Here is a 21926-nt window from a genome sequence, read left to right on the forward strand (position 1 = left end):
GACCCCCGGGGAGTCAGGGCCGTACGAGCAGCTGGAACTCGAAGGAGTAGCGGCTCGGCCGGTAGATGTGGTCGCCGAACTCGACCGCGCGGCCGGTGTCGTCGAAGGTGGTGCGCTGCATGGTGAGCAGCGGGGCGCCCTCCTCCTCGGCGAGCCGCTCGGCCTCGGCGGCGGTGGCGGCGCGCGCGCCGATGGACTGGCGGGCGCTGTGCAGGGTGATCCCGGCGGCTCGCATCAGGCGGTACAGGCCGGTGGCCTCCAGCTGGGCGGTGTCCAGGTCGAGCAGGCCGGAGGGCAGGTGGTTGCAGAGGTACGCCATCGGCTCGCCGTGGGCGAGGCGGAGCCGCTCGACGCGCTGGACGTCGCTGCCTTCGGCGACGCCTAGCGCGGCGGCGACCTGGGCGGTCGCCGGGACGACGGTGTTGACCAGGACGGTGGTGGCGGGGCGCTGTCCGGCGGCCTCCAGGTCGTCGTAGAGGCTGCTGAGTTCCAGGGGGCGCTTGACCTGGCTGTGCACGACCTGGGTGCCGACGCCGCGGCGGCGCACCAGGAGGCCCTTGTCGACGAGCGACTGGATGGCCTGACGGACGGTCGGGCGGGACAGGCCCAGCCGGGCGGCCAGTTCGATCTCATTGCCCAGCAGGCTGCCCGGGGTCAGCAGGCCGTGCTCGATCGCCGACTCCAGCTGCTGGGACAGCTGGAAGTACAAGGGGACGGGAGAGCTCCGGTCCACACGGAGTTCGAGCTGCACGGTCGGGTCCACTTCTGGTTTCGGCACGGGCCCGAGCGTAGCTCCGCGCCCGGTTGACGGGAAGTTGTGTAGTTCGATTGTCCGGACATACACATTGACACGGTACGGGGTCCGGCTCCACTTTGTTTTCATGCGCATCGGGGTCATCGGGACCGGCCGCCTCGGCACGATCCACGCGAACACGCTCAGCCGCCACCGCGAGGTCGGATCGCTGATCCTGACGGACGCGGAACCCGCGCGGGCGCAGGAGCTGGCCCTCCGGCTGGGCGAGACGGCGGCGCCGGGAGTGGACGAGATCTTCAGGTGGGGCGTGGACGCGGTGGTGATCACCACGGCGACGTCGGCCCACGCGGAAATGATCGGCCGGGCGGCACGCTCCGGCCTTCCCGTCTTCTGCGAGAAGCCGATCGCCCTGGATCTGGCCGGGACCTTACAGGCGATCGAGGAGGTCGAGACCGCTGGAACGGTCCTGCAGATGGGGTTCCAGCGCCGCTTCGACCGGGGCTACAGCGGCGCCCGGGAGGCGGTGCGTTCCGGGCGGCTCGGGCGGCTGCACACCGTGCGGGCGGTGACCTCCGACCAGGCGCCGCCGCCGGCCGACTGGCTGCCGCTGTCCGGCGGGATCTACCGGGACGCGCTGATCCACGACTTCGACGCGGTGCGCTGGGTGACCGGCCACGAGGTGACCGAGGTGTACGCGGCCGGGTCGGCCGCCGGGCCCGCGATGTTCCGCGCGGCGGGGGACGTCGACACCGCGGCGGTGGTCCTCACCCTCGACGACGGCACGCTCGCCACGGCCACCGCGACCCGGCTCAACGGCGCGGGCTACGACGTGCGCATGGAGCTGGCCGGGGAGCTGGACCAGATCGTGGTGGGCCTGGACGACCGCACCCCGATCGCGTCGACCGAGCCGACCGGTCCGCCGGCCGCCGACAAGCCGTGGGCCGGTTTCCTGGAGCGTTTCGCGCCCGCGTACGAGGCCGAACTGGCCGCGTTCGTGGAGGTGGTGAACGGCGAGCGCGCCAACCCCTGTGACGGCCGCGAGGCGTTGCAGGCGCTGCGGATCGCCGAGGCGTGCGATGTGTCCCGGCGGGAGCGCAGACCTGTGGCGCTGCGGGAGATCCCGGGCGGCCGGGAGCCGGCGGCGCTGGGCTGACGCGCCCGGTTCAGGCTTCCTCGACCGCCGGCGCAGTCCCCTGCGCCGGCGCGCACGGCCTCACCGGGCCGTCCCGCGCGACCGTGCCCCGTCTACCAGCGCACCGGCAAGGCGCGCAGCCCGCGCATGAGCATGCCGGGCAGCCAGTCGCCGGGCGGGCCGTCCAGGGCGAGACCGGGTGCGCGGTCGAGCAGCGACCGTATCGCCGTGCGGGCCTCCAGGCGGGCCAGTGGGGCGCCCAGGCAGTAGTGGATGCCGTGGCCGAAGGCGAGGTGACCGCGCGGGTCGCGGCGTATGTCGTAGCGGTCGGGGTCCGGGTAGCGTGCCGTGTCGCGGTCGGCGGAGGCGAGGCCGACCAGGACCGGGTCGCCCTTCTCCAGCGTGACGCCCCCGATCTCGACGGGTTCCACGGCGAACCGGTAGGTGGCGTTCTCCACCGGGCCCTCCCAGCGCAGGGTCTCCTCGATCACCCCGTCGAGCAGCCCGGGGTCGGCGCGCAGGGCGGCGAGCTGGTCGGGGTGGGTGAGCAGGGCGTGGACGGCGTTGGTGATGAGGTTGACGGTGGTCTCGTGGCCGGCGACGAGCAGCAGGAAGGCCATGCCGCGCAGTTCGTCGGAGGAGAGCCGGTCGCCGTCCTCGGCGGTGGTGCGGATCAGGTCGCTCAGCAGGTCGCCGCTCGGCCCGGCGGACCGCTTGTCCTCGATCAGCTCGGTGAGGTAGGCGCCGAGCCGGGCGAACGCGTCGTAGGAGCTGTCCGCGTCGGTGGGGGCGACCACCTCGGTCGACATCTCGCGGAAGGCGGTGCGGTCCATCTCCGGGACGCCGAGCAGTTCGCAGATGACGGTGATGGGCAGCGGGAAGGCGAAGGACTCCACGAGGTCGGCGCTCCCCCGCGGCAGCATCGCGTCGAGCAGGTCGTCGGTGATCCCCTGCACGCGCGGGCGCAGCTCCTCGACGCGGCGCATGGTGAACGCGCGCGTGACGAGCGCGCGCAGCCGGGTGTGCTGCGGTGGGTCGGTGATCAGCAGGTGCTTGCCGATCAGCTGCTCCTCCAGGAAGGTGGCCCCGATCCGCTCGCTGCCCTTGACCAGGCGCGGGTCGGCGAGCGCGGCACGCGCCTCCTCGTACCCCACGACCAGCCAGGTCTCGTAGGGCCCGTCGGCACCCGCCAGCCGCACCCGGTGCACCGGGCCGCGCTCACGCAGCCGCGCGTACACCGGATACGGGTCGTGCCGGAACTCCTCGCCGTACTCCCTGAGATCGGTCACCTCGGTCATCGTGCTCCCCCTCCTGTCACTCCCCCAACGCACGGGCGTCCGGTTCAGTGCCCGTCACCGTCGTCGAGCAGTCCCGCGTCGTACGCCAACAGGGCGATCTGCACCCGGTTGTTGAGATCGAGCTTGGCGAGGATCCGGGAGACATGGGTCTTGACGGTGGCGACGCTCATGAACAGGCCGGTGGCGATCTCGGCGTTGGACAGACCCCGGCCGACGGCGACGGCGACCTCGCGTTCCCGCTCGCCCAGGGTGTCGACGCGCGCACGCGCGCGTGCCCGGCGGGTGTCGGCGGCGGTGCCGGCCGCGTGCGCCATCAGCTGGCGGGTGACGGTGGGCGACAGCACGGGCTCCCCGGCCGCGACCCGGCGCACCGCGTCGACGATCTCGGCGGGCGGGGTGTCCTTGAGGACGAATCCGGCGGCACCCGCGCGCAGGGCGCGCAGCACCTGCTCGTCGGCGTGGAAGGTGGTGAGCACCACGACCTGCGGGGCGTCCTCGCGGCCGCGCAGCCGCTCGGTGGCGGTCAGCCCGTCCACCGACGGCATCCTGATGTCCATCAGGACGACGTCCGGGCGGGTGCGGTCGACCAGGTCCTCGACCTCGCCGCCGTCGGCGGCCTCGCCGACGATCCGGATGTCGTCGGCGCCGCCCATCATCAGGGCCAGCCCGGCCCGCACCAGCGGGTCGTCGTCCACGAGGAGCACTCTGATCGCGGTCATGTGCCTTACGTAATCACGGTTGTACGGCGGTGACGGACGGCGGGGACCGGATGCGCCCGGGCTCACCCGGCGGCCGGCCACGGCAGCCAGGCCCGCACCTCGAAGCCGCCGTCGGCGGTGCGGCCGTGGTCGAGCCGCCCGCCGGTCAGTGTGGCGCGCTCGGTGAGGCCGATCAGGCCCTGCCCTGAGCCGGGGACGTGCGGTACGTCGCCCCCGGGGGCGGGGTTGCGCACCGCGAGGGCGAGCCCGTCGCCGGGGGCGCCGGTGGCGGTCACCGCGACCTCGGTGCCGGGGGCGTGCTTGCGGGCGTTGGTGAGGGCTTCCTGGGCGATGCGGTAGGCGGTGCGGCCGACCGAGGCGGGCACCTCGGCCGGGTCGGTGACCCGCAGGTCGAGGGTGACCTTCATGCCGGCCTCGCGGGACTCGGCGACCAGCGCGTCCAGGGCGGCGAGGGTGGGCTGGGGGCGGCCCGCGTCGTCGGACTCACCGGCGCGCAGCACGCCGATGATCTCCCGCAGGTCCTGGAGGGCCTCGTGGGCGCTCTCCCGGATGACGCCGGCCGCCCGGGCGATCTCCTCCCGGGGCGCGTCCGGCCGGAACTCCAGGGCGCCCGCGTGGACGCTGAGCAGGGTGAGCCGATGGGCGAGCACGTCGTGCATCTCCCGGGCTATGGCCTCGCGGGCCAGCCGCTGTGCCTGCTCGGCGCGCAGCCGCGCCTCGCTCTCGGCGCGCCGGGCGCGGTCGCGCAGGGTCACCACGAGCTGCCGCTTGGAGCGTACGAACATGCCCCAGCCGATGACGGCGGCGGTGAGCACGGCGACGAACACGAGGGCGACGAGGTAGGGCAGGTCGGGGTCCGGGCGCAGCAGGTAGTACAGGGGGACGAGGACGAGCTGGGCGCCGCCGATCCACGCGACGTAGCGGAAGGGCCGGTGCACGGCGACGGTGAAGAGGGCGATGAGGATCGCGCCGCCGGCGGTGTCCGAGGCGAAGCCCAGGACCGTCAGCGTGGCGGCCAGCGCGACCGGCCAGCGGCGCCGCAGCCAGATCGCCGCGCAGGCCAGCGCGCCGATCAGCTGGTCGAGGACGGCGACGGCGTGCGGCAGGTCGGGGTCGTTGGCCACGGTGTCGGCGGCCGCGATGCCGGTGACGACGGCGAGCAGGAAGCAGGAGAAGTCGACGATCCAGTCGCGCACGGTGCGCTTGGGCCGGCGCGGGCGCCCCTCGTCCGGGCCCGGGTCATGGACCAGTGCGGAGGGCAGCCACCACCGCCGTCCGGTGAGCTCCGCCGTCTGCGCCGTCCCGTCCCCGTTGCCGTTCACGGTTGACCAATCTACGCAGGGCCGGAACGTGCCACCCACCCGTGGGCGGGATCGCCGACCTAAGTCGCGGCACCTCCTACTTTGGTCGCGAACGGCCGCCCCGAACGGGGGACTTGCGTCGCACCCGCCGCACCCCGCGGCCGACTCGGTCGACGGGTCCGCGGGGCGAGGCTCGGGTGCATGAAGCAACTGCTGGAAGTGGTCGGATTCGTCGCCTTGGTGCAGGGCGGACTGGGCCTGGTGCACGAGTTCACCGACTGGGACATCGGTTTCGTGCAGCGGATCGGCTTCCTCGACGGTTACGAGGTGTACGCGAGCGTCACGCTGGTCGTGCTGGCGTTCGCGCTGTTCGCCGCCGCGGAGAGCCGGGGGTCCGGCTGAGGGGGCGTCAAGAGGTAGGGGTAGCCTCGGTCGGAGCGGCGGGGTCAGTCGCCGAGGGCGGCGCGCAGCGTGGTGGCCATCAGATCGATGGCCTCCTTCGCCTCCGGCACCGGGCCGGTGTGGGTGAAGTAGTGGTCGACGCCCTCGAAGACACGGTGGGTGACCGGGACACCGGCGGCCTCCAGGGCCTTGGCGTAGGCGTCGCCCTCGTCGCGCAGGCGATCGTTCTCCGCGGTGATCACCAGGGCGGGCGGCAGACCGGAGAGGTCGTCGGCCAGGCCGGGCGACACGAGGGGTTGCGCCCGGTCGGCCGGGTCAGGGACATACGCGGCGGTGAAGATCCGCATGAGCTGGGGGCTGAGCAGCGGCTTGGCGATGAGGGACTGCTTGGTGGCCGGGTCGGCGAGCTGGTCCAGCGGTGCGGAGTCGATGATCTGGAGCCGGGGGGTGAAGGTGCCGCGCTCCCGGGCCAGGCGGCACACCGCCGCGGTCAGGTTGGCGCCCGCACTGTGTCCGCCCACGGCGAGCCGGGAACCGTCCCAGCCGCCCGCGGCGCCGTTCTCGGCGACCCACGCGGTGACGTCGTATGCCTGGGTCACGGGGACGGGGAACGGCCGCTGCGGGGCGACCGCGTAGTCCACGTTGATCACGACACAGCCGGCCGTGGCGGCTATGTAGCGGCAGATGTGGTCGTCCTGTTCCGGGCGGCCGATCACGAACCCGCCGCCGTGGAAGTTGACGTAGACCGGAGCGAGGGCTCCGGTCGCGGCCGGCGGACGGTAGACGGTGCAGGTCACCGGTCCGGCTCCGGTGTCCACCCGGAGCGTTTCGGTGTGCGTCGGGATGTCGGTGAAGCGCAGTTCCTCATGCACGCGGGCCATCACGCGGCCGAGCAGCAGCTGGACACCTCTGGCCTGGAGTCTTGAACTGAACAGCACGGCCCCACCCCGCATATCCAAAAGTTAAACTATCAGGAATCCTGATGATGGACGCTCCCCTCACATCCCGCAATAGGCGCGCGGCACCTCTGAACGGCCTGCGGGCTACGCGCCCTCCCCGGGCCCGCTGTCGGGCAGTTCGTACGAGCCGTACTCCGGGCGTCCGACGCGGTCGTACGACTGGATGGAGACGCCCGCTGCGGTGATCCGTCCGCCGGTGTGCCGGAAGGCGGTGGGCAGGGTGCCCTCGGTGAACAGGCGGCGGCCCGCGCCGAGCACCACCGGGAAGGTCAGCAGGTGCAGGGTGTCGACCAGGTCGAGGTCGAACAGGGAGCGCAGCAGGGCGCCGCTGCCGTGGACCTGGAGTTCGCCGTCGGTGCGCTCCTTGAGCGCGGTGACCTCCTGGGCGAGGTCGTCGCCGAGCACCGTGGTGGCGGTCCAGGACGGGTCGGTCAGAGTGGTGGAGGCGACGTACTTGGGCAGGGTGTTGAGGCGGGAGGCGACCGGGTCGTCGGGGGCGGTCACCTTGGGCCAGTAGGCGGCGAAGATGTCGTAGGTCCGGCGGCCGAGGAGGAAGGCGTCCACGCGGTCGAAGACGTCGGTGACGAAGCGGCCGAAGTCGTCGTCCCCGTAGGGGACGCTCCAGCCGCCCTGCTCGAAGCCGTCGCGGGTGTCCTCCTGCGGGCCGCCGGGCGCCTGGTAGACGCCGTCGAGGCTGACGAAGATGGTGGAGACCAGCTTGCCCATGTCGGGTGCCTTCTTCCGGGAGTCCGAGAGGTGGGGTCCTGTCCGTCATCACTTCAGACCCCACCGGCACCCGCAACTCATCGCTCGGCCGTACGGACCTCAGCCACGGAACGCCAGGGGCTCGCCGGCCTCCGCGGTGGACGGTCCGGCCGGGCTCGGCTCCGGCGGGTCGGCCGGGGCCCGCCCGTGCGGCATACATGTCCGTTCGCCGCCAGCGTCCTTCCGTGCCGGACGGTGGCATGGAGGCATGACAACGACCGAGGACATCAGGACGCTGGACGGCAAGGTGGCTCTCGTGACCGGTGGCAGCCGGGGTATCGGGGCGGCCACGGCGCTGCGGCTCGCCCGGGCGGGCGCGGACGTGGCTGTGACGTATGTGCACGGCAAGGACGCGGCCCTGGACGTCGTACGGGCCGTGGAGGCGCTGGGGCGCCGGGCGGTGGCCCTGCGGGCGGACTCCGCCGACGCGGAGGAGGCGGCCGGGGCGGTGGGGTGCGCGGCGGAGGCGCTGGGCGGGCTCGACGTGCTGGTGAACAACGTGGGTGTCGGGCTGCTCGGGCCGCTGGAGGGGCTGTCGCTCGCCGATGTGGACCGGGTGCTCGCGGTGAACGTGCGCGGGGTGTTCCTGGCGTCGCAGGCGGCCGCCGGGCGCATGGGCGGGGGCGGGCGGATCATCACCGTCGGCAGCTGTATGACGCAGCGGGTGCCCGGGCCCGGCGGCACCCTCTACACCATGAGCAAGTCGGCGCTGGTCGGGTTGACGAAGGCGCTCGCGCGGGAGCTGGGCGGGCGCGGGATCACCGCGAACATCGTTCACCCCGGGCCGACCGACACGGACATGAATCCGGCCAACGGGCCCTATGCGGCGGGGCAGGCGGCGATGACCGCGCTGGGGCGGTTCGGCACCGCGGAGGAGGTGGCCGACATGGTCGTGCATCTCGCGGGGGCGGCATACGTCACGAGGGCGGAGTTCTCGGTGGACGGAGGCCACTCGGCGTAGCCGGCGGGTGACGCCTGGGCCGACTGCCGGTGGGCAACCCGCTGAAGGGGTGCAGAACGGCGGCAGGACCGAAGCGCCGGAGCCGGGACCACGGTTCCGGCGCTTCGCTGACCAGCGTCAGGTGCTCAGCTCCTGGTGTCTGGCCGACAGCCGGGCGGCACCCTTCTCGGTCAGGGAGCCGTGCAGACGCAGGCGGGAGATCCCCCCGTCGGGAAAGATGTCCACGCGCGCGTGGGTGCCGACCGCCGGGGTCGGCAGGACGAAGCGGTGGTTGGTGTCGGGCTGGAGGCGGGTGCGGGGGAGGATCTCACGCCAGTCGCCGTCCTCACCGTCCCGCACCGACAGCGACGCCCAGCCCGCGCTGTTGCCCTTCAGATACGCCGTGTCGATCTCGATCGCGCGGATCTGGGACTGTGCGGCGAGCCGGTAGCGGATCCAGTCGTTGCCCTGGTCGCGGCGGCGGCGCGTCTCCCAGCCGTCGTCCATCTTGCGGGAGCGGCCGGGCTGGATGGTGTTGGTCGCCGGGGAGTAGAAGAGGTTCGAGGCGTCCTCGACCTGGCCGCCGTTCTCCAGGGCGACCACGTCGAAGGTGCCGAGCACCGAGAGCCACTCGGGGTCGGGTACGACCTCGCCGTGCACGCGGAGGCGGGCGATGCCGCCGTCGGGGTGCTGGTTCACGCGCAGGTGTGTGAAGCGCTGCTCCACCGACACGGAGAAACCGTTCGCCGCGTGTCCGCCGACCGGCGTGCGCGGCACGATCGTCGTCCACTTGACGTCGTCGGCCAGCAGCTCCCGCGGCGACGGCGAGCCGGGCACGGAGGTGCCCTCGACGGACACGGCCTGCGGGTAGTTGCCGCGGAAGTGGGCCGTGTCGACCACGATCCCCCGGACGACTCCCGGCGCGCCCAGTCGGACCAGCGCCCAGTCGTGGTCGTCGGCCGTCGGCCACGGGTGCTCGGCCGAGACGCCACGCCGGCGCCGGGTCTCCCAGCCGTCCATGATCTTGCCCTTGTGCCCGAAGTCCTCGGGGTCGAACTCGGCGCGCTCCGGCACCAGCAGGTTCTCCCGCTCGGCGAAGAACTCGTCGTTGGCGGCGATGACACCGGCGCCGAGCCGCCGGTCGGCGAGGTCGGCGTACCGGGTGAAGGGGAAGTCGGCGGTGCGGTAGTCCGCGTAGGGGTCGCCGCCGCCGTAGGGGTTCGCGTCGCCGGTGAAGCGGGGTATCGGTATCGCCGTCACGGTGATCGGGTCTGCCTTTCGGAGCTCGTCGGGTGGGATTCAGCGGGGGCGGGTGAGCAGGCGTCCCTTCGGCTCGGTGAACTCGCCGTCCGCGACGATGCGTTCGCCGCGCAGCCAGGTGGACTTCACGACGCCGTGCAGGGTCCGGCCCGCGTATGCCGTCACCCGGTTGCGGTGCTGGAGGGCCGCCGGGTCCACGGTGAAGGTCTCGTCGGGGGCGAGGACGGCGAAGTCGGCGTCGCGGCCCTCCTCGATGGCGCCCTTGCGGTCCTGGAGCCCCACCAGTTCGGCCGTCCTGGTCGACATCCATCGGACCACGTCCTCCAGGCCGTGCCCGCGCCGGCGCGCCTCGGTCCACACGGCCGCGAGGCTCAGCTGGAGTCCGGAGATGCCGCCCCAGGCCGTCGCGAAGTCGTCCGTCTTCAGGTCGGCCGTGGACGGCGAGTGGTCGGTGACGACGCAGTCGATGGTGCCGTCCGCCAGCGCCTGCCACAGCAGGTCCTGGTTGGCCGACTCGCGGATCGGCGGGCAGCACTTGAACTCGCTGGCGCCGTCCGGGACCTCCTCGGCGGTCAGGGTCAGATAGTGCGGGCAGGTCTCGACCGTGATCCGCACCCCCTGGGCCTTGGCCTCGGCGATCAGCGGCAGGGCGTCGCCGGAGGACAGGTGCAGTACGTGCACGCGCGCGTGGAGGCGCCTTGCGTGCGCGACGAGGGCGGCGACGGCGGTGTCCTCGGCGTCGCGCGGGCGGGACGCGAGGAAGTCGGCGTACTTCGGGCCGCCCTGCTGCGGGGCGGCGGCGAGGTGGTGCGGGTCCTCGGCGTGCACGATGAGCAGCCCGCCGAAGCCGGCGATCTCGGCGAGGGACTGGGCGAGCCGGTCCTGGTCGAGGTGCGGGAACTCGTCGACGCCGGAGGGCGACAGGAACGCCTTGAAGCCGAAGACCCCGGCGTCGTGCAGCGGGCGCAGGTCCTTGACGTTGTCGGGCAGGGCGCCGCCCCAGAAGCCGACGTCGATGTGCGCCTTGTCGGCGGCGACCTGCCGCTTCACCCGCAGGTTGTCGACCGTGGTGGTCGGCGGGAGGGAGTTGAGCGGCATGTCGACGAGGGTGGTGATGCCGCCGGCCGCCGCCGCGCGCGTGGCGGTCCAGAAGCCCTCCCACTCGGTGCGGCCGGGGTCATTGACGTGGACGTGGGTGTCGACCAGGCCGGGCAGCAGGACGTGGTCGCCGAGGTCCTCCAGGCGGGCGCCCGACGGGATGTCGGCGTCGTACGGCAGTACGGCCGTGATCGTGCCCGCGGACACCGCGACCGAGGCGGCTCGCGTTCCCTCGGGTGTGATGACGCGCGTCGAGCGCAGCACCAGTTCAGCGTCGGACACCCGGACCCCTCTCTGCCGCCGTTAACTTCCGCGTAACGGAATTCAACTTTCTGTTGAAGGAGTCTTCACCCCCGCCTCCGAGCCGTCAAGGGGCACACTCTCCACAGTGCACCCCACGCCCGACCTCTGGACGTTTCCACGAAGCGGAATTAAACTTCCGAGCAGCAGAACGTAGCTGTGCCCCAGCGGGGAGTCAACCGACCGGCGGGTAGGCTTCTGCCCTCCCGTCAGTCCGAAAGGAACGCGCCGTGCCGACGTCCAGCGCCAGCACCACCGACTCCGCCCGGTCCGCCGGCGGAGGCGTCCAGTCCCTTGAGCGCGCCTTCGATCTGCTGGAGCGGATGGCCGACGCGGGCGGCGAGGTGGGGCTGAGCGAGCTGTCCGCGAGCAGCGGGCTGCCGCTGCCGACCATCCACCGTCTGATGCGCACGCTCGTGGCCTGCGGATACGTACGCCAGCAGGCCAACCGCCGCTATGCGCTGGGCCCGCGGCTGATCCGCCTCGGCGAGTCGGCCTCCCGGCTGCTGGGCACCTGGGCGCGCCCGCACCTGGCCCGCCTGGTCGAGGAGACCGGCGAGACGGCGAACATGGCCCTGCTCGACGGCGACGAGATCGTCTATGTCGCCCAGGTGCCGTCGAAGCACTCGATGCGCATGTTCACCGAGGTCGGCCGGCGGGTGCTGCCGCACTCCACGGGCGTCGGCAAGGCGCTGCTGGCGAGCTTCCCGGACGACGAGGTGCGCGCCCTGCTCGCGCGCACCGGCATGCCCGCCGCCACCGAGAAGACGATCACCACACCGGACGGCTTCCTGGCCGCGCTGGCGGAGGTGCGCCGGGCCGGGTACGCGGTCGACGACAATGAGCAGGAGATCGGCGTGCGCTGCCTCGCGGTCCCCGTCCCCGACTCCCCCACCGCCGCGGCCATCTCCATCTCCGGCCCGGCGGGCCGGGTCACGGAGGCCGCCACGGAGAAGATCGTGCCGGTGCTCCAGCAGATCGCCGGGGAGCTCTCCGCGGCCCTGGTCAGCCAGAACCACTCCTGACCGAACCGCGACCCCGCCGCACAGGTCAAAGATCAAGCTAGGCCCGCGGCGGTTCCCCGAACAGTTCCACCGCCGTGCGTACGTCCGACAGGCCCCGGGACAGCGCGCTGACGGAGCCGATCGCGCCGGCGATGACCAGTAACGAGCGCCGCAGGCGCGGGACGTCGGGCATCCCGTCGATCGTCATCGCGGCCAGCGCCGCGAGTTCGTCCTCCGCGATGCCCCGGTCGGGGAACTCGGTGGGTAACGCGGCGAGTTGACGGCGCAGCCGGGACACCGCCGTCCGCAGTCCGGTCACCCTCGGATCGTTGTCGCTGCCGGTCACTGGCCTCTGCCCCAAGCTCCGCAACACAGCTCCGCCCCCTCGTACGTCCTGGTGCACGAGTCCGTTCCGTTCCCACCCTGCGTCCCATGACGGCAGTCGGGCGCCAAGGGACGCGGGCCAGTAAACGCCACCCCGCGCCACCGCGCCACAGCGCGGACGGAAATTCAGCCGCGGGAGAGCGTAAGGCGGGCAGGGAACAGTCCGGCACGCAAGGGCGGTCAGGTATGCAGGAGGCATGACGCACATCGAGGACCAGGTCGCCGGACTGCTGCTGGCCGCCGGCGGCGGACGGCGGCTCGGCGGACGCCCCAAGGCACTGCTGGAACACCGGGGCCGCCCGCTCGTCGAACACGCGGTCGGCGTACTGCGGGCGGCCGGCTGCGCGCGCGTGCACGTGGTGCTGGGGGCCGCCGCCGAGAACGTACGGGAGCGGGCGCGGCTCGACGGATGCACGGTTCTACGGAACCCGCAGTGGGAGCGGGGCATGGGCTCGTCACTGCGGGCCGGGCTCGAATCGCTCACCGGAACGGGGGCGCGGGCCGCGCTGGTGCTGCTGGTGGACCAGCCGGGCATCGGGCCGCAGGCGGTGGCCCGGGTGCTCGCCGCGTACGAGGGCGGGGCCTCGCTGGCCGCGGCGGCCTACGACGGTCTGCGCGGCCATCCCGTGCTGCTCGGCGCCGACCACTGGGCGGGGATCGCGGCGAGCGCGACCGGGGACCAGGGGGCGCGGGCGTATCTGCGGGCACACGAGAAGGACATCCGGCTCGTCGAGTGCGGGGACGTGGCCCGGCCGTACGACATCGACACGGAGGCGGACCTGGGCCACCTTGAGTGAACGGGGTGGCACCGAGAGCCACCTTGCCTCGACTCGGAGAATCTCGACATCAACAAACCATTGAAGTTCCACGATGAGGAAACTACTATCCACTGATCAGAAGCACCTGGCCGCACAGCCGGTGCGAAATGCCCCGTTCGCACAGACAGGCACCCGGTGCCACCGCTGAAGGAAGTGACAGCTCATGTCCGCACCAGCGCCGTCCCCGCCGGCCATCGTCGACGCCGAACCCCTGCCCCGGCAGGAAGAGGTCCTCACCGACGCGGCGCTCGCCTTCGTGGCCGAGCTGCACCGGCGGTTCACGCCGCGCCGTGACGAGCTCCTCGCCCGCCGGGCGGCCCGCCGCGCCGAGATCGCCCGCACCTGCACGCTCGACTTCCTCCCCGAGACCGCCGCGATCCGCGCGGACGACTCCTGGCGGGTCGCCCCCTCCCCCGCCGCCCTGGACGACCGGCGCGTGGAGATCACCGGCCCCACCGACCGCAAGATGACCGTCAACGCGCTCAACTCCGGCGCGCGGGTCTGGCTCGCGGACTTCGAGGACGCCTCCGCGCCGACCTGGGAGAACGTCGTCCTGGGCCAGCTCAACCTGATCGACGCCTACACCCGGAACATCGACTTCACGGACGAGCGCACCGGCAAGTCGTACGCCCTGCGCCCGGACGCGGAACTCGCCACCGTCGTCATGCGCCCGCGCGGCTGGCACCTGAACGAGCGTCACATCGAGGTCGACGGACAGCAGGTGCCGGGCGCCCTCGTCGACTTCGGCCTGTACTTCTTCCACAACGCCCAGCGGCTGCTCGACCTCGGCAAGGGCCCGTACTTCTACCTCCCGAAGACGGAGTCGCACCTGGAGGCCCGCCTCTGGAACGACGTGTTCGTCTTCGCGCAGGACCACGTCGGCATCCCGCAGGGCACCGTCCGCGCCACCGTCCTGATCGAGACGATCACGGCGGCGTACGAGATGGAGGAGATCCTCTACGAACTGCGCGACCACGCCTCCGGGCTGAACGCCGGCCGCTGGGACTACCTGTTCTCCATCGTGAAGAACTTCCGTGACGGCGGCGCCAGGTTCGTCCTGCCCGACCGCAACGCGGTCACCATGACCGCCCCGTTCATGCGGGCGTACACCGAACTCCTCGTCCGTACCTGCCACAAGCGCGGCGCGCACGCCATCGGCGGCATGGCGGCGTTCATCCCGTCCCGCCGGGACGCCGAGGTCAACAAGGTCGCCTTCGAGAAGGTCCGCGCCGACAAGGACCGCGAGGCGAACGACGGTTTCGACGGCTCCTGGGTCGCCCACCCCGACCTGGTCCCGATCGCCATGGAGTCCTTCGACCGGGTCCTCGGCGACCGGCCGAACCAGAAGGACCGGCTGCGTGAGGACGTCGACGTCAGGGCGGAGGACCTGATCGCCATCGACTCGCTGGACGCCAGGCCGACGTACGACGGCCTCGTCAACGCCGTCCAGGTCGGCATCCGCTACATCGAGGCATGGCTGCGCGGCCTCGGCGCGGTCGCCATCTTCAACCTGATGGAGGACGCGGCCACCGCCGAGATCTCCCGCTCCCAGATCTGGCAGTGGATCAACGCGGGCGTCGAGTTCGAGAACGGCGAGAAGGCCACCCCGGAGCTGGCCCGCAAGGTCGCCGCCGAGGAACTGGCCGCGATCCGCGAGGAGATCGGCGCGGACGCCTTCGCGGCCGGCCACTGGCAGCAGGCCCACGACCTGCTGCTGAAGGTCGCGCTCGACGAGGACTACGCGGACTTCCTCACCCTGCCGGCGTACGAGCAGCTCACGGGATGACGTCGTCCTGCGCGGCGCTGTCCGAGTGGCCCAGGGACTTCCCCGGGGCCACTCGGTCGCGTACGGCCCGCTTCACGGCCGTGGGCTCGGGGAAGCCCTGCTCACGCCGGTCCCACACCACCTCGTCGTTCACGCGGACGACGAAGACACCGCCCCTGCCGGGCTTCAGCGACAGCTCCGTCAGCTCGCTCTCGAAGGTCGTCAGGAGTTCCTGCGCCAGCCAGGCCGCCCGGGGCAGCCAGCGGCACTGGGTGCAGTACTCGATCTCGACGCGCTGGATGTCACTCATCCCAGGTGCACCGACCAATCCTGTTCCGCCGCCGGCTTGCCGTGCAGGTCGGGGACCCGCTTGAGCCAGTCCGGACGGCCCTGCTGGGTGCGTGCCGCGCGAAGGGCGTCCTCGGCGGCGAGCTCCTCCCGGGTGGGGAAGTCGGTGGGCAGCCAGGCCGCGGAGGCCCGTACGCGCGTGTGGAGGTGGTCGACGTAGGCCGCCCGGATGTCGTCCGGTGCGGCGAACCCGTCCTCACCGGTGAGCCAGGCGTCCGGTACGCACTCCGTGACCGAGCGCAGCAGCTCCCGCGTCACCCTGGGGGCCAGCTCGGCGTCGGCGGCCCGCACGTCGGGGCCGAAGTGGCCGAGGGCGTGGTGCCGGAAGTCGTACGCCTTCTCGGGGTCGGTGGCGTCCCAGCGGTGGTGGAAGACCAGCGCCGCGCCGTGGTCGATCAGCCACAGCCGCGGCGGGACCGTCCCGAAGGTCGGCCAGATCATCAGGTTGGAGCTGTGGACCGTACGGTCGACGTTGGCGGTGAGGGCGTCCAGCCAGACGATCCGGCCGGCCTCCAGCGGATCCACGCGGAAGGTCCTCGCGACCTGCGGGGTGAAGTCCCTGGCCCCCGGCAGATGGTCCATGCCGAGGTTGACGCCCCCGCTGGCCAGGTGCAGGTCCCGCACCTCCTGGTGCGGCTCGTGCGCGGCGATCACCGGGTCGAAGTGCACCAGCACCAGCTCGGGGAAGCGCAGCCCGAGGGCCCGGGCCAGCTCTCCGACGATCACCTCGGCGACCAGCGACTTGTGGCCCTGGGCGGAGCCGGTGAACTTCACGACGTACGTCCCCAGGTCGTCGGCCTCGACGACGGCGGGGACGGAACCGCCGGAGCGGAGGGGCGTGACGTAGCGGGTGGCGGTGACCTCTCTCAGCATCTTCAAAGGCCCCACTGCTCGATTGCCATGAAACGAGCATAGTGACCAAGCGTGACAGCCGGGGAGGAGGGGCAGTCCCCGCAGCTTGGCAAGCTGTCGTGGGACTGCCCCTCCTCCGGTGGGGATGGCGGGTTACCGGAGCGTGGTCCACTTCTGGTTGTTCGTGCCGCTGCAGGTCCACAGGATCAGCGGGGTCCCGTTGGCCGTGGCGGCGCCATTGACGTCGAGGCACAGCCCGGCGTTGACGTTGCGGATCGACCCGTCGGCCTGCGTGGTCCACTTCTGGTTGTTCTGGCCGTTGCAGGGCCAGATGATGACCCGGGTGCCGTTGGTGGTGCCCTGGCCGGAGGCGTCCAGGCACTTGTCGCCGTAGACGCGGATCTCGCCGCCGGCCCAGGTGGTCCACAGCTGGTTGGCGGCGGTGTGGCAGTCCCAGATCAGCGTCTGGGTCCCGGCCGCGGTGGCGGCGCGGTCCACGTCCAGGCAGCGGCCGGATCCGGTACCGCGCAGGCGTGCGGTGGTGGAGGCCAGCGGGCTGCCGCCGGTCATCTTGAACACGGCGACACCGTGCGCGGGGACGCTCGCCGAGATCTGCCCGGACGTGCTGGACGTGCCGCCGGTCCACAGGTCGGTCAGGGTGAACGACCCGCCCGTGAGGCCGACCTGCGCGGCCGAGGCGGTGATGGTCGTGGTGCTCCCTCCCCGGTTGAACAGGCCCACGGCGACCGAGCCGTCGGACAGGGGCTTGGCGAACACCTCCGTGTCGCCGTCATCGCGCACCCGGCGCCCGCCCGCGCCCAGCGAGTCCTGGTTCACCGCCAGCAGACGCGGGTTGCGCAGGATCGCGCTCACGTCGGCGGACATGCTGCGGATGTCATTGCCGGCCATCAGCGGGGCAGCCATGAGTGCCCACAGGGCGAAGTGGGAACGGGACTCCGTCAGCGACAGACCGGGACGGCCGACAACCAGCATGTCGGGGTCGTTCCAGTGGCCCGGACCCGACTGAGCGGCCAGCGGCGCGGTGACGTCCAGGACGTTGCCCACGCCCATCGGATAGCTGTTGGTGTTGTTGTTCTGCCAGATGTCCAGCAGGTCCTCGGTCGTCCGCCACAGGTCGGCGACCTCGCCCCAGTTGAACTTGTCGCCGGTGGGGGCGTGGAAGCTGTTGGGGTTGATGCTGTAGACGATCGGACGCCCGGTGGCGCGCAGGGCGTCGCGCATGATGGTGAACTGCGCGACCTGCTCGCTGAGGGTTCCGCTGCCGGAACACCAGTCGTACTTGAGGTAGTCGACGCCCCAGGAGGCGAACGTGGCGGCGTCCTGGGCCTCGTGGCCCTTGCTGCCCGTGCGGCCGGGGTAGGTGCCCACGCCCTGCGCACACGTGACCTCGTTGGGCGCCTGGTAGATGCCGAACTTCAGGCCCTTGCTGTGGATGTAGTCCCCGAGCGCCTTCATGCCACTGGGGAACTTGGTCGGGTTGGCGCGGAGGTTGCCCGCCGAGTCGCGCTGCGGGTCGAACCAGCAGTCGTCGACGACGACGTACTGGTAACCCGCGTCCTTCATGCCCGAGGACACCATCGCGTCGGCGGCCTGGCGGACCTGGGCCTCGGTGATGCCGCATCCGAAGCTGTTCCAGCTGTTCCAGCCCAACGGCGGGGTGAGCGCCGGGCTGCCCGGTGCGGCCTCGGCGGTCGTGGTGACGGAGGCGGTGACGCAGGCGGTGAGCGTCAGCGCGGCGGCCGCGAGGAGACGCGGCAGTCGTCTGCGGAGGGGAACCATGGGGGGTGGTCCTTCCTGGCCCGCACAGCGGAAGCCGCTGTGCGGGCCTGAGGGGAACGGTCACGAACTTGTGATCAGGTGCGCGCGGGTCAGCGCTGCAGGGTCAGGAGGCCCGGCCGGTACGGCAGTAGCCCGTAGGGGGTGTTCTGTGGAGTGCCGGGGCTGCGGCCCTGGTAGAGGAACTGCAGGTTGCAGGGGTCGATGGTCATGGTCTGGTCGGCGTTGACGCGGATCAGGTCACCGTGGCTGATGTCGTCGGTCCAGGTGGCATTGCTGTTGGCCTTGCCCGCGAAGGGGTTGCTCTCGGTGGCGGCCTGCGGGGTCCACGGACCGTTCAGGCTGGGGGCGGTGAACGAGCGGAAGAAGCGCTGCTCGGTCGCACCCCGAGCCTCAACGATCATGAGGTACTGGTTCTGGCCCTGGACCTTGTAGACCTCGGGCGCCTCGAACAGGTTCTTCACCGTGTCCTTCATGACCGTCGTGTACGACGAGCCGAAGCTGCTCGGGAAGTTCCCGAGCGGCATGGTCGACCTGTAGATGCCGCCGAGGTCATCGGCGAAGAACAGGTACATGTTCTGGTCGTCGGCGATCAGGGTCGGGTCGATCGGGCCGCCTTCGGGGAGGTCGCCGGTGAACAGCGGCTGCGGGGCGGACCAGCCATTGGGGTTGGTGGGGTCGCTGGACGTGCGGTAGGAGAATTTCCAGGGGGTACCCCACCCGTTCGAGGCCAGCACCCAGATGTTCTTGGTCGAGAGGTAGAACAGTTTGGGCGCCACCGCAGTGCCCTGGTTCATCCCGGTCTGGGTGGCTGTCGCCATGTCCGACCAGTTCGTGAAGGGGCGGAACGCCATCGTGCCCCACGCCGATCCGTCAGCAGTGGGCCTGGACGTGGTCGCGTAGACCAGGTTCTGACCGTTGTACCGCACGGTGGTGAAGTCCTTCAGCGCGACCCACCCGTTCGCCGGCTCCGCCAGCGGGCCGGTTGACGTCCACCGGTAGGTCGACGGAAGAGAACACGTGGGCGACGTCCCGGACAGGCCGGTCCACTTCTGGTTGTTGCTGCCGGTGCAGTTCCAGAGCTGCACCGCCGTGCCATTGGCCGTGGCACCGCCCGAGACGTCCAGGCACAGCCCGGACTGCACGGCGACGACCGTGCCGTCGGCGTTCACCCGCCACTGCTGGTTCGTACCGCCGTGGCAGGACCAGATCACCGGCCGGGTCCCGGCCGTGGCGTTACCCGGAACATCCAGGCACTTGTTGCCGTACACGGTCAGCTGGTTGTTGTCCGTCAGCGTCCACTGCTGGTTGGTCCCGCCCCAGCAGTCCCAGATGTGCAGGTTCGTGCCGTCGGTCTGGCTGAGGCCGGGCACGTCGAGACACCGGCCGGAACCGACACCGCGCAGTTCGCCGGTGGTAGCCGCCTGAGCCGGGGTGGCGACGAGCATCGCCGCCAGCGAGCCCAGGGCCGCGACCGCGGCGGCGAGCGCCACAGACAGACGTCTGCGGCTGGAACTTCCTCTGTGCATGGGGACCTCGTGATCCTTGAGTGAGCGGGTGGGGGGCGTTCGATATATCGACCAAGGGTCGAAGCATCGAACAAAACTGGATGATGGAGTACGACCGAGATCTGCTTCCGCAACAGGCGCTAGTTCTGCACGATGCGCCACCGGTTGTCGGCCGCGCCGTTGTCCGAGTCCTGGACTGCGAACGCGCCGACAGCGGTGGAGTTGTTCGCGATGGCGAGCAACTTGCCGCTGTTCTCGTTGCGGATCTTGTAGGTCCCGTCTCCCTGGTCGAGCAGCGTCCATCTGTGGTCGGCGGTGCCGTTGTCCGACCACTGCAGGACGGTCGCGTTGTCTTCCATGGACCGGCCCTGGACGCCGAGCACCTTGCCGCTGTGGGCGTTGCGGAAGCGGACCGCGTTTCCGTCGGTGATCATTTCCCAGTTGTGGTCGGCGGTGCCCGAGTCCGTCCACTGCAGAGCGCGGCCGCCGTCGGCCGTGGACATGTTCTGGATGCCCAGCACGAGACCGCTGCCCACGTTGGCGAGGCGGACGGTGCCGCTGGTGCTCCAGTAGACGGTGTAGTTGTGGCCGTGCGCGTCGTGGAAGGGGCCCAGGTTGACGGTGGAGCCGTTGGCGGTGGCGGTGAAGGCGAGCGAACTGCTGCTGGTTCGTGTGATCGAGGCCGTGTTCAGCGACGGGAGGGAACTGAGCGCGGAGTTGCCGTAGTTGCCCGACAGGACCACCGGGCCGTAGGTGATCGCGGCGACGTTCGCGTTGTCGTTGGCCGCTCGCATGACGATCCGCATGGGCAGGCGGACGGTGACCGTGTCGCCGGAGGTCCAGGAGCGGGTCAGGGTGGCGTAGCTGCCGGGGGTGGTGGTGATGTTCTGCGCGACGCCGTTGACGCTGACGGTGGCCCCGGTGGTCCAGCCCGGTATGCGGATGCGCATCGCCCAGGTTCCGCTGACGTTGCCGGTGACTTGCAGGGTCGTGGTGTCGCTGACGGGGTATGTCGTGGTCTGGGTGACGGTGATCCCGCGCTCCGACCAGTTGAGCACCGAGGGCACGAACAGGTTCACGGTCAGCGTGTTGTCGCTGCGGAAGTAGATGGAGTCCATCAGCCTGGTGTTCATCTCCAGGCCCGTGCCCTGACAGCACCAGAAGGAGCCGTAGTCGGTGCTCCAGGTGCCGCCGCCCCACGCCGGGCCCACGCCGCGTCGGCCACCCGGGTTGAGCGGGGTGAAGTACGTGACATGGCCGTGGTTGTCGGCCGGGTTCTGCTGGCCGATCATCTGGTTGAGCCAAGCCCGCTCGTAGTAGTCGATCAGCGCGACCCGGTTCGGATCCAGCGCGAACAGTTCCCGGGTGAGGACGAGCATGTTGAAGGTGTTGCAGCTTTCGCAGGTGTCCTGGTTCAGGTAGCCGGCGATGGCGTTCGGGGGGCGGAAGTGCTCGGCCTGGCTGTTGCCGCCGATGGCATAGGTGTGCGAGGTGACGCAGATGTTCCAGGCGTTGGTGGCGATGTCCCGGTAGCGGGTCGTGCCGGTGGCCTTGTACTCCCGGGCGGCCCCGATCCACTTGGGTACCTGGGTGTTGGCGTGCAGTCCGTTGAGCCAGTCCTGGTTGGACGCCAGGGGGTCGAACACCGCGGCGTGGTCGAACCGTTGGGCGACCGTGAGCCACCGCGCGTCGCCTGTCTGCTGGTAGAGATCGGTCAGCACGGCGTTCATGCCGCCGAACTCGGTACCCAGCATGGTCTGCATCTGCTGGCCGCTCAGCCGGCCGGTGCGCCAGTCGACCCATCCCGCCAGGGCGAGCAGCACGTCACGGGCTTGTGTGCTGCCGATGTGGCGCCATACGTCCAGCAGGCCGGCGAGGGTCTTGTGGATGGTGTAGTACGGCACGTTGCCGTTGTTCAGGGTCCGCTGCTCGAGAGCGGTGAAGTCGGACTCGGGGTAGCCGGAGAGGTACCCGGCGTTGAAACCGGCGGCGCCGTTGTTGGCCTGGCACTTGGCCAACTCCGCGACCATGTGGGTTGCCTTGTCCCGGCAGACGGTGTCCCCGGTCACGGCGTAGAGCTGTGCCCATGCCGTGAGGAAGTGCCCTTGGAAGTGGGTACGGAAGGGGAACGTCGGCTCTTCCCAACCGCCGGTGGGAGCCGCGCCGTTGGTGGACAGCCGGTGGTTGGCGCGGAAGTTGTACAGCAGTCGGTCGACATCGACGAACCGCAGGTAGTTCTGCGTACGGTTCTGGTTGTCCAGCCACCGGCTCGCGGTGAGCCGGACCTGGCCGAGTTCGAAGGGGTGCGCCAAGACCCCGATGTCGGCTCTTGCGGGGGGTATCGCCGCGTGGGCGGGGGAACTGCCGATGAAGGATCCGGTGGCAGAGACGGCGGCGGTGGCCCCGGCTGCTTGCAGGAGGCGCCGTCTGCTGACGGAGGAGGGCATCTCTCACCTTTCGGTGTGTGGGCTCACATGTACGACGGTCGGGTGCAGCACGTCACAGGCATCTCGGACCCATCG

Annotated in this window: 20 protein-coding genes; 6 read left to right on the forward strand and 14 right to left on the reverse strand. The window is 71.1% G+C overall.

All coding sequences use genetic code 11. The features are described 5' to 3' along the window. Positions 1-13: 13 nt before the first annotated feature. Entirely contained in the window at positions 14-751 is a 738-nt protein-coding gene (locus tag ACH5AC_RS12910; protein ID WP_398862203.1) for a GntR family transcriptional regulator, read from the reverse strand. A gap of 130 nt (positions 752-881) precedes the next feature. Between ACH5AC_RS12910 and ACH5AC_RS12915 the strand changes: the two genes are divergently transcribed. Beyond that, on the forward strand, positions 882-1907 hold the full coding sequence (locus ACH5AC_RS12915; RefSeq protein WP_398861794.1) for a Gfo/Idh/MocA family oxidoreductase: 1026 nt from the start codon (positions 882-884) through the stop codon (positions 1905-1907). Between the two features lie 92 nt (positions 1908-1999). Here ACH5AC_RS12915 and ACH5AC_RS12920 read toward each other — a convergent pair whose 3' ends face one another. The 3 genes from ACH5AC_RS12920 to ACH5AC_RS12930 form a co-directional block, all read right to left on the reverse strand. Continuing rightward, positions 2000-3184: a cytochrome P450 gene (locus ACH5AC_RS12920; protein WP_398861795.1), complete on the reverse strand. Its 1185-nt coding sequence runs from the start codon at positions 3182-3184 to the stop codon at positions 2000-2002. A 44-nt stretch (positions 3185-3228) separates the two neighbouring features. Next, complete coding sequence (locus tag ACH5AC_RS12925) at positions 3229-3903, reverse strand: response regulator (RefSeq protein WP_398861796.1); 675 nt, start codon at positions 3901-3903, stop codon at positions 3229-3231. Between the two features lie 62 nt (positions 3904-3965). Beyond that, positions 3966-5225 (reverse strand): sensor histidine kinase, encoded by a 1260-nt coding sequence (locus ACH5AC_RS12930; RefSeq protein ID WP_398861797.1) that lies wholly within the window; start codon positions 5223-5225, stop codon positions 3966-3968. Between the two features lie 180 nt (positions 5226-5405). On the opposite strand from ACH5AC_RS12930, the gene ACH5AC_RS12935 reads away from it, so the two are divergent. Continuing rightward, complete coding sequence (locus ACH5AC_RS12935; RefSeq protein WP_398861798.1) at positions 5406-5606, forward strand: hypothetical protein; 201 nt, start codon at positions 5406-5408, stop codon at positions 5604-5606. 44 nt (positions 5607-5650) lie between these two features. Here the strand turns inward: ACH5AC_RS12935 and ACH5AC_RS12940 are convergent, their stop codons facing one another. Further along, positions 5651-6559 (reverse strand): alpha/beta hydrolase, encoded by a 909-nt coding sequence (locus ACH5AC_RS12940; protein WP_398861799.1) that lies wholly within the window; start codon positions 6557-6559, stop codon positions 5651-5653. Between the two features lie 90 nt (positions 6560-6649). Further along, positions 6650-7291, reverse strand: a complete 642-nt coding sequence (locus tag ACH5AC_RS12945; RefSeq protein WP_398861800.1) for a dihydrofolate reductase family protein — start codon at positions 7289-7291, stop codon at positions 6650-6652. 247 nt (positions 7292-7538) lie between these two features. Between ACH5AC_RS12945 and ACH5AC_RS12950 the strand changes: the two genes are divergently transcribed. Further along, complete coding sequence (locus tag ACH5AC_RS12950; RefSeq protein WP_398861801.1) at positions 7539-8291, forward strand: SDR family oxidoreductase; 753 nt, start codon at positions 7539-7541, stop codon at positions 8289-8291. A gap of 117 nt (positions 8292-8408) precedes the next feature. Here ACH5AC_RS12950 and alc read toward each other — a convergent pair whose 3' ends face one another. Both alc and allB read right to left on the reverse strand, forming a co-directional pair. Then, positions 8409-9536, reverse strand: a complete 1128-nt coding sequence (gene alc / locus ACH5AC_RS12955; protein ID WP_398862204.1) for an allantoicase — start codon at positions 9534-9536, stop codon at positions 8409-8411. 33 nt (positions 9537-9569) lie between these two features. Further along, on the reverse strand, positions 9570-10910 hold the full coding sequence (gene allB, locus ACH5AC_RS12960) for an allantoinase AllB (RefSeq protein ID WP_398861802.1): 1341 nt from the start codon (positions 10908-10910) through the stop codon (positions 9570-9572). A gap of 248 nt (positions 10911-11158) precedes the next feature. Here allB and ACH5AC_RS12965 point away from each other — a divergent pair, with 248 nt between their 5' ends. After that, complete coding sequence (locus ACH5AC_RS12965) at positions 11159-11953, forward strand: IclR family transcriptional regulator (RefSeq protein WP_398861803.1); 795 nt, start codon at positions 11159-11161, stop codon at positions 11951-11953. A gap of 37 nt (positions 11954-11990) precedes the next feature. On the opposite strand, the gene ACH5AC_RS12970 is transcribed toward ACH5AC_RS12965, so the two are convergent. Next, positions 11991-12278 carry a DUF5955 family protein gene (locus tag ACH5AC_RS12970; protein ID WP_398861804.1) on the reverse strand — a complete coding sequence of 96 codons (288 nt, stop codon included), beginning with the start codon at positions 12276-12278 and terminating at the stop codon, positions 11991-11993. A gap of 235 nt (positions 12279-12513) precedes the next feature. On the opposite strand from ACH5AC_RS12970, the gene ACH5AC_RS12975 reads away from it, so the two are divergent. Both ACH5AC_RS12975 and aceB read left to right on the forward strand, forming a co-directional pair. Then, on the forward strand, positions 12514-13113 hold the full coding sequence (locus tag ACH5AC_RS12975; protein ID WP_398861805.1) for an NTP transferase domain-containing protein: 600 nt from the start codon (positions 12514-12516) through the stop codon (positions 13111-13113). A gap of 184 nt (positions 13114-13297) precedes the next feature. After that, positions 13298-14920, forward strand: coding sequence for a malate synthase A (gene aceB / locus ACH5AC_RS12980; RefSeq protein ID WP_398861806.1), 1623 nt, complete (start codon positions 13298-13300; stop codon positions 14918-14920). On the opposite strand, the gene ACH5AC_RS12985 is transcribed toward aceB, so the two are convergent. From ACH5AC_RS12985 to ACH5AC_RS13005, 5 genes are all read right to left on the reverse strand, one after another. Further along, complete coding sequence (locus tag ACH5AC_RS12985; RefSeq protein ID WP_398861807.1) at positions 14910-15209, reverse strand: SelT/SelW/SelH family protein; 300 nt, start codon at positions 15207-15209, stop codon at positions 14910-14912. The two genes, aceB and ACH5AC_RS12985, sit on opposite strands and share 11 nt — an antisense overlap. Next, positions 15206-16120, reverse strand: a complete 915-nt coding sequence (locus tag ACH5AC_RS12990) for a HipA family kinase (RefSeq protein WP_398862205.1) — start codon at positions 16118-16120, stop codon at positions 15206-15208. Before ACH5AC_RS12990 ends, ACH5AC_RS12985 begins: the two co-directional genes overlap by 4 nt. 132 nt (positions 16121-16252) lie before the next feature. Continuing rightward, positions 16253-17899, reverse strand: a complete 1647-nt coding sequence (locus ACH5AC_RS12995) for a glycoside hydrolase family 27 protein (protein WP_398861808.1) — start codon at positions 17897-17899, stop codon at positions 16253-16255. An 89-nt stretch (positions 17900-17988) separates the two neighbouring features. Beyond that, entirely contained in the window at positions 17989-19425 is a 1437-nt protein-coding gene (locus ACH5AC_RS13000) for a non-reducing end alpha-L-arabinofuranosidase family hydrolase (protein ID WP_398861809.1), read from the reverse strand. A gap of 119 nt (positions 19426-19544) precedes the next feature. Continuing rightward, the gene (locus tag ACH5AC_RS13005; RefSeq protein WP_398861810.1) at positions 19545-21851 is read right to left on the reverse strand and encodes a beta-L-arabinofuranosidase domain-containing protein; all 2307 of its coding nucleotides are present in this window, start codon (positions 21849-21851) and stop codon (positions 19545-19547) included. Positions 21852-21926 lie beyond the last annotated feature (75 nt).

It is taken from the genome of Streptomyces sp. NPDC018693, from assembly GCF_044391385.1.
Classification (GTDB): Bacteria; Actinomycetota; Actinomycetes; order Streptomycetales; family Streptomycetaceae; genus Streptomyces.

Bases quoted from the DNA above. Each gene is read 5' to 3' on its own strand.
- ACH5AC_RS12915 (WP_398861794.1), top strand. From the start codon at position 882: ATGCGCATCGGGGTCATCGGGACCGGCCGCCTCGGCACGATCCACGCG.
- ACH5AC_RS12920 (WP_398861795.1), bottom strand. From the start codon at position 3,184: ATGACCGAGGTGACCGATCTCAGGGAGTACGGCGAGGAGTTCCGGCAC.
- ACH5AC_RS12925 (WP_398861796.1), bottom strand. From the start codon at position 3,903: ATGACCGCGATCAGAGTGCTCCTCGTGGACGACGACCCGCTGGTGCGG.
- ACH5AC_RS12935 (WP_398861798.1), top strand. From the start codon at position 5,406: ATGAAGCAACTGCTGGAAGTGGTCGGATTCGTCGCCTTGGTGCAGGGC.
- ACH5AC_RS12940 (WP_398861799.1), bottom strand. From the start codon at position 6,559: ATGCGGGGTGGGGCCGTGCTGTTCAGTTCAAGACTCCAGGCCAGAGGT.
- ACH5AC_RS12945 (WP_398861800.1), bottom strand. From the start codon at position 7,291: ATGGGCAAGCTGGTCTCCACCATCTTCGTCAGCCTCGACGGCGTCTAC.
- ACH5AC_RS12950 (WP_398861801.1), top strand. From the start codon at position 7,539: ATGACAACGACCGAGGACATCAGGACGCTGGACGGCAAGGTGGCTCTC.
- ACH5AC_RS12975 (WP_398861805.1), top strand. From the start codon at position 12,514: ATGACGCACATCGAGGACCAGGTCGCCGGACTGCTGCTGGCCGCCGGC.
- aceB (WP_398861806.1), top strand. From the start codon at position 13,298: ATGTCCGCACCAGCGCCGTCCCCGCCGGCCATCGTCGACGCCGAACCC.
- ACH5AC_RS12985 (WP_398861807.1), bottom strand. From the start codon at position 15,209: ATGAGTGACATCCAGCGCGTCGAGATCGAGTACTGCACCCAGTGCCGC.
- ACH5AC_RS12990 (WP_398862205.1), bottom strand. From the start codon at position 16,120: ATGCTGAGAGAGGTCACCGCCACCCGCTACGTCACGCCCCTCCGCTCC.
- ACH5AC_RS12995 (WP_398861808.1), bottom strand. From the start codon at position 17,899: ATGGTTCCCCTCCGCAGACGACTGCCGCGTCTCCTCGCGGCCGCCGCG.
- ACH5AC_RS13000 (WP_398861809.1), bottom strand. From the start codon at position 19,425: ATGCACAGAGGAAGTTCCAGCCGCAGACGTCTGTCTGTGGCGCTCGCC.
- ACH5AC_RS13005 (WP_398861810.1), bottom strand. From the start codon at position 21,851: ATGCCCTCCTCCGTCAGCAGACGGCGCCTCCTGCAAGCAGCCGGGGCC.